The organism is Gemmatimonadota bacterium (assembly GCA_026706845.1).
GTDB lineage: Bacteria > Latescibacterota > UBA2968 > UBA2968 > UBA2968 > VXRD01.
Map to the genome: position 1 here is coordinate 1 of JAPOXY010000245.1, position 9,434 is coordinate 9,434.

Sequence of the window (9,434 nt, forward strand, 5' to 3'; positions counted from 1 at the left end):
GTCGGCGTGGTCTGGCAACCCGAAATGATGCGGCCGCTGAGTGCCGAAAGCCCCAGGGTGGCCCGCCGCGTGTTCTGGATTTCTTCTGCCACAGTCATGGGGCGGGCGATGGTGCCGATGTTTTGGGGCATCGCGGCACTGGCCTATTTTGGCAACCCCGAACTCGACCCCCACTACGCCATGCCCGAAATGCTCGGCAAAATCCTGCCCATAGGCATCGCTGGCCTGCTCATGGCCGGGATGTTCGCGGCCTTCATGTCCACCCACGACAGCTATCTGCTGGCCTGGAGTGGCGTCATCGTCCGCGATGTGGTCTCGCCGATCAAGGCCATGCTCGCAAAATCGAGCGGCGAGCGCGAAGCAGACGGAACCTGGGGCGGGCTATCGAGCGAGCGCGAGATCTACTGGACCCGGGCTATCGTCGTCATCCTCGCTGCTTTCTTGGCCATTTTTGGCGCGCTCTACCAGCTTCCCGAGACGGCCTTCCGCTTTATGTACGTCACCGGCAGTATCTACTTCTCCGGCTGCGTCGGCACCGTGGCCCTGGGACTGTACTGGAAAAAGGCCAATACTCCAGGTGCGTACTGTGCCCTGATCCTGGGTGCGCTGGTGCCGCTCAACTTCCTGATTATGACCGAAAACCAGCACCTGGTGCCCGAGTTTTTGTTGCCACTGGTCGAAAACTCCAACCTCGTCGGGATTACCAGCCTGGCCCTGGGCGGCCTCGCTATGCTGGTCGTTGCCTCGCTCACGCAGCGCTCGCACCCGCCGCGTCCTTTAGACTTTAGCAACATGGAGTAGTGCAATGGATGTCGAAACCTGGAAAGTCTTCTGGCAATTCGTCTTTATTGCCGCTAGCGTCCTCTTTTACGGCATTGTTATCGCCGTCGCCTACAAAGGCTTTGGCGATGTGGTCAAGATGATCCGCAACATGGCTGCCGGCCGCGGGGCCAGCGAATCCGCCTCAGACTCCCAGCACGAGTGACGCAGCGCATATACTGGCGTTGCGCTAATTCAATCAAGGAAATCGCGATGATCAATGCGACCTTATGCTATGTTAAAAATGGCAATAAAACGCTGATGCTGCACCGAGTGAAAAAGGAAAATGATATACACGAGGGCAAATGGAATGGTCTGGGTGGCAAAATGGAAGCGGGTGAGACGCCTGAGGAATGCGTTATTCGAGAGGTGCGCGAGGAGAGCGGTCTGCAGATTCAAAATCCCGCTTTACGAGGTGTGCTCACTTTTCCAAAATTTGATGGATTTAATGACTGGTTGGCTTTTGTGTTTACCGCAGAGAGGTTCACGGGTGAGTTAATCGACTCGAGTGAAGGTATCCTGAAATGGATTGATGACTCAGAACTTCTCGATCTCAATCTTTGGGAAGGCGATAAAATTTTTCTGAAGTGGTTACACCGAGATGCGTTTTTTTCGGGGAAATTTACGTATGAAAACAAGCGGTTGATCGATCACGATGTCGTGTTTCACACATTTATTTAACTTTTTCTAAAATCCGCCGCAAATAATCCGCGTCTTCTTTTGCCCAGGCTTCCAAATTTGGAGGCGATGTTTGCGCGTAACCGACTTGACGGATTATGGTTTCGTCAAATTTGTATTCGGTGTGGACGGATAAGGGTCCGTCAAATCCCATTTCGTGCAATAGCCCCAGGCAACGATGCCAATCTACGCATCCTTCTCCAGCTTTTGTGAAGCAGGGGCGATAGCGCGGCGTTTGACCTTCCGGTTGCGGCAGATAATACGCATCTTTAATTCCCACGACTGAGATATAATCCCGAATCATCGCCAATCCCATTGCCCAGTCTTCTCCATCCAGTGCGAGATGTCCGAAATCGGGGTATGCGCCCACGTATTGCGGGTCAAAGCCTTTGATGAGGTGCATCAATCCCGCACAGTTGCTTCCCAGGCAAGGACCGCTGTGAATCTGATAGCAAGTCTGCACGCCGTATTTTTCGCTCAGGACCACAATTTTTTCCAGATCTCTCCGCGCTGCATCTACAACTTGCCAGTAATCATCGCCGGGCTGATATTTCCAGAATCCGATTTTGAGACGGGGAATTTCGGCTTCGGCACATGCGGTATAGTAATTTTCTATTTCTGGTGATTCTGGATCTACCAGTGTCACGGGTGCGGTTATCATGGGGCAGATCAGGTCCTGACTGCGCCAAATTTCGGCCGCTTTGGGCAGTACTTCGATCACATTATCCACATGAATCGGATGGCCCGGACGCACGCATAGGTCAATGCCATCATAGCCCAGTTCAATCGCTTTTTTGCCGAGTTCAGGCACGGAATACTGATCGAAAAATTTGGAGTTGATAATGAGTTCCATTTGAATGATTCCTTAATTTTAGATGGGGAAATCGTACGTTTCATCGCCCAGGCCGTAGGGCTTGAGGGAAATTTTGAGGATGCGCCTTGAGGGCCAGAGGGGCGCGATGGTCGTATCTCAGAACCAGTTTGATTTTTGACCACTGACCCATTATACTGCTTCAGCGGTTTGTTCGGTAGTTAAAACGACAAGGGAAAAATGAAATGGAGACGTTGAGCAAAGAAGATATCAAGGCTTTCAGGAAGTGGGGATATCACGTTGCGCGGGGCGTGTTTGATGGGGATGAGATTGCGCGTTTGCGTGAGGGGTATGATTATATTCTCGAACTGGCAGCGCGGACAGATCTTCCCGATGCTATTCTTCAGGGCAAAGACCGCGAGGTGCATATTCACTTGCAGACACCCGGGCCGATGGTTGGGCCAGAGGCTGTTCAGTATCTGCGAAAAGTTCAGTGGCCTTCTCTCATTCACCCTGCGTTTGAGGAGATTCGGAATAGTGCGAAGTTTCCCGCGCTGTTAGAGCCGTTGATCGGCACGTCGTTGAAGCAGTATATCAATCAGATTAATTTCAAGATGCCTGGTGGAGATATTCAGTTTCCGTGGCATCAGGATATCCGCCCTACACCCGCGTTTCGCGATCAGGTGAATAATTATGTGCAGACCATTATTGTGGTGGATGAGGCGACTGTTGCCAATGGCTGTTTACACGTTATTCCCGGCAGTCACAGGTTGGGAAATTTGAAGGTGACGCGGTATGCAAGGGGGGAAGTTGAAGATCAGGTGGATGTGTCGTCGGCTGTGCCGTGTGAGGCAATGCCGGGTGATGTGGTGATGTTCACGTCTTATACGGTTCACGGCTCGGTACCAAATACGACGGATAATCCGCGGCGTTCGTATATCAATGGTTTTGTTCGCGCTTCGGCGTGTGATGTGGGAAAGTGGGCATTTCTGGAAGGGAAACCCGTTCCGATTACGAGTGATCGCGATTATCACGAGATTCGCTATGGGGCTGCCGGTTAAATAAAGAGAGGTTCACAATGCGTACAGCAAGAGCTGGTTGGGCGCAGTTTGATTCAACGCCGCCACTGGGGCTGCCTATGGGTGGTCGCGGTCCGCGGTTTTCACCCGGGTCTGAGGTGCTCGATCCTCTGGCCGCGCAGGCGGTTGTTATTGAGGATCAAAAGGGCTATCGCACGGTCTGGATTTCGATTGATATGATTGGGATGACATGGCATGTGACGAGTCGTTTGCGCTGCGAGTTAGCTTCAATAACGGGTATTCCTTTTGAAGCGATTATTGTCAATTTTTCGCATACGCACAGCGGTCCCATGTCCGGTTTTGAGGGATATGCTACGACTGTGGCTAAACCAGCAGAACTCGAGGCTTATGAAGCTGATTTGCTGTCTCGCACGATAAAAATGGTGGTTGAAGCCATCGAGAATATGCGAGAGGTCTCTGTTTGTGTGTATCGCGGTACGTCCGAGATTGGGATTAACAGGCGCAGGCGGGGTGCCGATGGCAGTATGGGGATGAGGCCAAATCCAGATGGATATATGAATCGGGATCTCTGGGTGCTCGATCTCGTCGCGGATGATGGACGTTGTGTGCTGTTTAACTATGGATGCCATCCGGTGATGGTTTACGGTTTTGCATGGGATGGCATTTCTGCTGATTTTCCCGGGGTGTGTCGCAATCGATTGGTCGAATTTCTCGGCCCGAATACCCACGCGCAGTTTATTCAGGGACTTGCTGGCAATATTCGACCGCGCCGCCTCGCGGGGTCAGACGCATTTCGCAAATCCACGCCAGAGGATGTTGTTGCGACGGGTGCTCAACTCGCGGATGATGTGCTCGCGGCTATGGATGCGGGCGGTGAATTGCTGGAATTGGATCTCAATTGTGTTTCGGGATTTGCGCTGGCTCCGCGCGACCAGGATGCGATTCCGCCCCTTGCCCACTGGGAAGCACTTGTCAAAAGCGAGGCAGAACTCGAGCAAAATCTGGGTGCGTACTGGGTCGAGCGTTTGGAGTCTGGCATACCGCCTGCGCGTTTTTTCCCCTGGTCAGTAGGCCTTATTCGCCTGACGGGAGAACACACCATCGCGTGGCTTGGCAATGAAGTTGTTGCCGAGTGGCTTCCTTTGCTGAGGACTTATCTCAATGATCCGACTCTCATTGCCTGGGGATATTGTCAGGATGGACGCAATTACATGCCGACAGACGCGCTTATTCCCGAAGGCGGGTACGAGGTTGTCCACGCGAATGCCTATACCAAAGCTGGTCCTGGTCCATTCCAGATTGGTATTAACGAGGTGACCGAGAATACATTTCTCGAACTGGCCGAAAGGCTGTGATGGTTAGTTTTGATTAGATCGTCTGCCCCGTCCGCGCCGTCGCTGTTCACGCCATCGCTGGTATGCTTCTTCGTCAAACTCGATAACGGGAATCTCACCTTGCCAGGCCTCGGCAATGATGGGCATGATGCGCTGTGTCGCCAATTGGAAATCCCGTCCAAAAGGTCTCGGGTTTGGAAACCATTTCCACAGCAGGGCACCTGTGATTCGCGGTTCGTTTTCAATGGCTTCGAGCGCGACGCGCCAGCACATTTCCTGTAAGGGGCGCGCACCATCGTCATCCACGCGATATGTCCACGGTTCTGACGCTGCTTTATAAGATTGGTTGTATCCCAATTCGGTAAATACGATGTTGCGATCCATTTTTTTAGCATAAGTTCGCAGTTCTTTTACCAGACGATCCCATCCACGGCGCAGGTCGGCTTCTGTGGGATTTTGATTTTTTGTTATCGGAAAATAGCTCTGAATACCGATCGCATCCAGGGCGTCCCAGAATGGCACGCGTGTGTAATCCGTCCAATTCGCCGCATACGTAATCCGTCCTTTATACACTTTTCGCACATCTGCAATCAGGGCACGCCATTCGGCTTCGTGATGCAGGGTTTTGTCCAGTTCTGTTCCTATGACAAATGCATCGGCGTCTTTGCAGGCTTCGGCCACTGCCAAAATCCAGGCGCGATAATCTGCCCAGAACCGCGTCCATTCTTCCTCAGAGCGAAACGCAATTTCGCCCCGCCACTCAAATCCCGACCGCCAGTATGCCAGATGGGGCTTGATGCAAATTTTCAATCCCCGTTTGTGGGCTTCTACAATTGGTCTCGTCCAGTGTGCGGGAGCCAATTCACTGGCTCCTTCGAACCGCCTCACCCTGACCGATCCGTCCTGCGAAATGCCCGCATAGGGATGGGTCGCCACCCAGTTTGCTCCCAATATTTCAATATCTCGCAGCGTTGAAACCATTTCGTCACTCGCCCAATCTCGCCCACCCCCGTGCGTTGAAATCGTGATCCCCCGCATTGGCGTATTATCGTCAAAGGCCTGGGGTTCAAACGCGGTAAATAAGCTGAGAAATAGAATGGTGCAATAACGAGGCATGATGGCCTTTCATTTATGCAAAAAAGGCGCAGTGCAAACTGCGCCTCCCTGTGGTCTGATTCGTTTTTATTACTGGATAGAATCATTCCAGTGCAGGCTCTGCTCATCCTTAACTCCTGCCCATCCTGATCCGATTTTACGGCAGGTCGGTAGATCCCATGAGGTAGCGGTCTGCTTCGCGGGCAGCGCCGCGACCTTCTGCGAAGGCAAAGACAACGAGGCTCATGCCCCGGCGCACATCGCCTGCGACAAAGAGGCCGGGAATTTTAGTGGTGAATTCGCCTTCGATAGCTTTGGCATTGGAGCGTTCGTCGCGTTCGAGTTCGAGTTCGTCGAGAATGGTATCTTCGGGACCGAGCCAGCCCATGGATAGGAAGACGAGATCGGCGGGCCATTCTTTTTCTGTACCGGGCACTTCGCGGAATGGCGCGCCGTTTTCTGCGGGTACCCATTCCACTTGCATGGTTTTTAATGCTTTGAGTGTGCCGTTTTTATCGCCGATAAATTCCGTGGTGCTGATGAGATATTCGCGTGGGTCTTTGCCAAAAATGGCGGCGGCTTCCTCCTGCCCATAATCCGTTTTGAAAATGAGCGGCATTTGAGGCCAGGGGTTGCTGTCGGTGCGCGTTTTGGGCGGTTCGGGAATAATGTCGAACTGGTGCAGGCTTTTGCAGCCGTGGCGCATCGCCGTGCCCACGCAGTCGGTTCCCGTATCCCCTCCGCCGAGCACGATAACGTGTTTGTCTTTGGCGCTTATATAATTGCCGTCTTCAAGGTTGGAGTCGAGCAGGCTTTTGGTGTTTTTGTGCAAATACTCAATGGCCTGATGTATGCCGTTGAGTTCGCGGCCTTTGATTGGCAGGTCGCGGGGTTTGAGTGCGCCAATACAGAGCACGACCGCGTCGTATTCATTGAGGAGATCTTTTGCTGGCAGGTCTGTGCCAATTTCGGTATTGGTGATAAACTCGATGCCCGATTCGATCATGAGGTCAATGCGGCGTTGTACGACTTCTTTTTTGTCGAGCTTCATGTTGGGAATGCCGTACATGAGCAATCCGCCAACGCGGTCAGAACGCTCGTACACGGTGACTTTGTGCCCGGCTTTGTTGAGTTGTGCCGCACAAGAGAGGCCTGCGGGACCTGATCCTACGACAGCCACGCGCTTGCCCGTGCGCTTGTCGGGTATATCGGGCGTGACCCAGCCTTCTTCCCAGCCTTTGTCGATGATGGAGACTTCGATGTTTTTGATGGTGACGGCGGGTTCTGTCATGCCCAGCACGCAGGAACCCTCGCAGGGAGCTGGACAGACGCGACCCGTAAATTCGGGGAAGTTGTTGGTCTTGTGTAATCGCTCGAGAGCTTCTTTCCATAGACCGCGATACACGAGATCATTCCACTCGGGAATGAGGTTGTTGATGGGACAGCCAGAGTGAAAGGGCGTAGATTCGGGCAGGCGCACACCGGTATGGCAAAAGGGTATGCCACAGTCCATACACCGCGCACCCTGTTCCCGAAGTTTTTCATCGGGGTGATGATGGTGAAATTCTTTCCAGTCTGCGATGCGCTGTGCGGGGTCTCTATCGGCCGGAAGTTCTCGCTGAAATTCCATGAATCCGGTCGGTTTTCCCATAAGTGCTCCTTTTCTCAAGCCTCAACTTCTACGCCGCGACGGAATGCTTCAAGCCATGCATCTTCGCCTTTCAAACCCTCTTGTTGCGCGGTTTCATAAGCAGAGAGAATGCGCTTGTAGGGTTTTGGGAAGACTTTGACAAATTTGGGCAACATGTCATCCCAATGGACGAGGATGTGTTGCGCCACGCTGCTCTCGGTGTAGTCGGCGTGCTTGGTGATCATGCTTTTGAGTTCTTCGATGTCTTCGTCGTTTTGGACGGGTTCGAGATCGACGAGTTCGGGGTTACAGCGTATGTGGAAGTCACCGTCTTCGTCGAGTACATAAGCAATACCACCGGACATGCCAGCGGCAAAGTTGCGCCCGGTTTTGCCCAAAATGACGGCCATCCCACCTGTCATATACTCGCAACCGTGATCGCCAACGCCTTCGACGACTGCGCTAACGCCCGAGTTTCGCACGCAGAAGCGTTCGCCTGCCTGACCGCGGATGAAGGCTTGTCCATTGGTTGCACCGTAGAAGGACACGTTGCCGATGATGATGTTGTCTTCGGCTTTGAAGGTGGATCCCTTGCGCGGATAGACAATCAGTTTGCTGCCGCACAGTCCCTTGCCAAAGTAGTCGTTGGCGTCACCTTCGAGGCGGAAGGTGATGCCCGGAGGGGTAAAGGCCGCAAAAGATTGTCCAGCCGATCCCTCAAAGGTGATGTCAATGGTGTCTTCGGGCAGTCCATCGGGACCAAATCTGCGGGTGGTTTCACTGCCGAGAATGGTGCCGACCACGCGATTGGTATTTTTGATGTCGAATTTCGCGCGCACTTTGCTGCCATCTTTAAGGGCGGGTTCGCAAAGTTCGAGTAGGATCTGGTTGTCCATTGCGTTTTCGAGGCCGTGATCCTGTTCGATCTGGCAATAACGACCAATTTCAGGATCGGCGTCTGGTTTTTCGAGAATGGGAGACAAGTCCAGATATTTTGCTTTCCAGTGATCGGTTTTTGCCTGGTGGAGCAGGTCGGTGCGACCGATGAGTTCATCGATGGTGCGCACGCCGAGTTGCGCCATTATTTCGCGCATATCCTGTGCGATAAAACGCAAGAAGTTGACGACCTGATCGGGGTCTCCCATAAACTTTTTGCGCAGTTCGGGATGCTGAGTGGCCACACCCACAGGGCAGGTGTCGAGGTGGCAAACGCGCATCATGATGCAGCCCATGGCGACGAGTGCTGTGGTGGCAAATCCAAATTCTTCGGCACCGAGCAAGGCTGCAATAATCACATCGCGCCCGGTTTTGAGCTGTCCGTCGGTCTCGACTACGATGCGCGATCTCAGATTGTTGAGCACCAGGGTCTGATGGGTTTCGGCAACGCCGAATTCCCAGGGTAGGCCGGCGTGTTTGATGCTGGTTTGCGGCGATGCGCCGGTACCGCCATCGAGGCCTGAGATGAGTACCACATCGCCGTGGCCTTTAGACACGCCCGCTGCGACGATGCCGACATTGATTTCTGCGACGAGTTTGACGTTAATCCTGGCATGGTGGTTGGCGTTTTTGAGATCGTGAATGAGTTGCGCCAGATCTTCGATGGAGTAAATATCGTGATGCGGTGGCGGTGAAATGAGTTCTACACCCGGTGTGGAGTGACGAACTGTGGCAATCCACGGATACACTTTATTGCCGGGCAATTCGCCGCCTTCGCCGGGCTTGGCGCCCTGCGCCATTTTGATCTGCAATTCTTTGGCATTGACCAGATAATTGCTGGTGACGCCAAAGCGTCCAGAAGCCACTTGTTTGATGGCACTATTTTTGGAATCGCCATTGGGTTCGAGGGTATAACGCGCCGGGTCTTCGCCGCCTTCGCCGGTGTTGCTTTTGCCTCCCAGACGATTCATCGCAATGGCGAGTGCCTCGTGCGCCTCTTTAGATATCGATCCATAGGACATGGCGCCAGACTTAAAGCGCCTGGTGATTGCTTCGACGGGTTCAACTTCGTCGATGGGAATGGGTGCACT

Annotated in this window: 9 protein-coding genes; 5 read left to right on the forward strand and 4 right to left on the reverse strand. The window is 53.2% G+C overall.

Annotation, left to right across the window (positions count from 1 at the left end):
• The 3 genes from OXG87_21700 to OXG87_21710 form a co-directional block, all read left to right on the forward strand.
• Positions 1 to 801: hypothetical protein (locus OXG87_21700; protein ID MCY3872170.1), on the forward strand; the 801-nt coding region annotated here is incomplete at its 5' end.
• Between the two features lie 4 nt (positions 802 to 805).
• Positions 806 to 985, forward strand: coding sequence for a hypothetical protein (locus OXG87_21705; protein ID MCY3872171.1), 180 nt, complete (start codon positions 806 to 808; stop codon positions 983 to 985).
• A 47-nt stretch (positions 986 to 1,032) separates the two neighbouring features.
• Positions 1,033 to 1,500: an 8-oxo-dGTP diphosphatase gene (locus OXG87_21710; GenBank protein MCY3872172.1), complete on the forward strand. Its 468-nt coding sequence runs from the start codon at positions 1,033 to 1,035 to the stop codon at positions 1,498 to 1,500.
• Here the strand turns inward: OXG87_21710 and OXG87_21715 are convergent.
• Positions 1,493 to 2,350: a sugar phosphate isomerase/epimerase gene (locus tag OXG87_21715; protein ID MCY3872173.1), complete on the reverse strand. Its 858-nt coding sequence runs from the start codon at positions 2,348 to 2,350 to the stop codon at positions 1,493 to 1,495. The two genes, OXG87_21710 and OXG87_21715, sit on opposite strands and share 8 nt — an antisense overlap.
• A gap of 203 nt (positions 2,351 to 2,553) precedes the next feature.
• Here OXG87_21715 and OXG87_21720 point away from each other — a divergent pair, with 203 nt between their 5' ends.
• On the forward strand, positions 2,554 to 3,369 hold the full coding sequence (locus tag OXG87_21720) for a phytanoyl-CoA dioxygenase family protein (protein ID MCY3872174.1): 816 nt from the start codon (positions 2,554 to 2,556) through the stop codon (positions 3,367 to 3,369).
• Positions 3,370 to 3,386: 17 nt separating this feature from the next.
• Positions 3,387 to 4,703 (forward strand): hypothetical protein, encoded by a 1,317-nt coding sequence (locus OXG87_21725; GenBank protein MCY3872175.1) that lies wholly within the window; start codon positions 3,387 to 3,389, stop codon positions 4,701 to 4,703.
• A 3-nt stretch (positions 4,704 to 4,706) separates the two neighbouring features.
• Here the strand turns inward: OXG87_21725 and OXG87_21730 are convergent, their stop codons facing one another.
• The 3 genes from OXG87_21730 to OXG87_21740 all read right to left on the reverse strand — a co-directional run.
• Positions 4,707 to 5,798 carry a hypothetical protein gene (locus OXG87_21730; protein ID MCY3872176.1) on the reverse strand — a complete coding sequence of 364 codons (1,092 nt, stop codon included), beginning with the start codon at positions 5,796 to 5,798 and terminating at the stop codon, positions 4,707 to 4,709.
• Between the two features lie 136 nt (positions 5,799 to 5,934).
• The gene (locus OXG87_21735) at positions 5,935 to 7,428 is read right to left on the reverse strand and encodes a glutamate synthase subunit beta (GenBank protein ID MCY3872177.1); all 1,494 of its coding nucleotides are present in this window, start codon (positions 7,426 to 7,428) and stop codon (positions 5,935 to 5,937) included.
• A 14-nt stretch (positions 7,429 to 7,442) separates the two neighbouring features.
• A partial coding sequence (locus OXG87_21740) for a glutamate synthase-related protein (protein MCY3872178.1) occupies positions 7,443 to 9,434 on the reverse strand: 1,992 nt, incomplete at its 5' end.

What these genes read in the sequence shown, in the direction of transcription:
- OXG87_21705 (MCY3872171.1), top strand. Translation starts at nt 806, where the DNA reads ATGGATGTCGAAACCTGGAAAGTCTTCTGGCAATTCGTCTTTATTGCC.
- OXG87_21725 (MCY3872175.1), top strand. Translation starts at nt 3,387, where the DNA reads ATGCGTACAGCAAGAGCTGGTTGGGCGCAGTTTGATTCAACGCCGCCA.
- OXG87_21715 (MCY3872173.1), bottom strand. Translation starts at nt 2,350, where the DNA reads ATGGAACTCATTATCAACTCCAAATTTTTCGATCAGTATTCCGTGCCT.
- OXG87_21735 (MCY3872177.1), bottom strand. Translation starts at nt 7,428, where the DNA reads ATGGGAAAACCGACCGGATTCATGGAATTTCAGCGAGAACTTCCGGCC.
- OXG87_21720 (MCY3872174.1), top strand. Translation starts at nt 2,554, where the DNA reads ATGGAGACGTTGAGCAAAGAAGATATCAAGGCTTTCAGGAAGTGGGGA.
- OXG87_21730 (MCY3872176.1), bottom strand. Translation starts at nt 5,798, where the DNA reads ATGCCTCGTTATTGCACCATTCTATTTCTCAGCTTATTTACCGCGTTT.
- OXG87_21710 (MCY3872172.1), top strand. Translation starts at nt 1,033, where the DNA reads ATGATCAATGCGACCTTATGCTATGTTAAAAATGGCAATAAAACGCTG.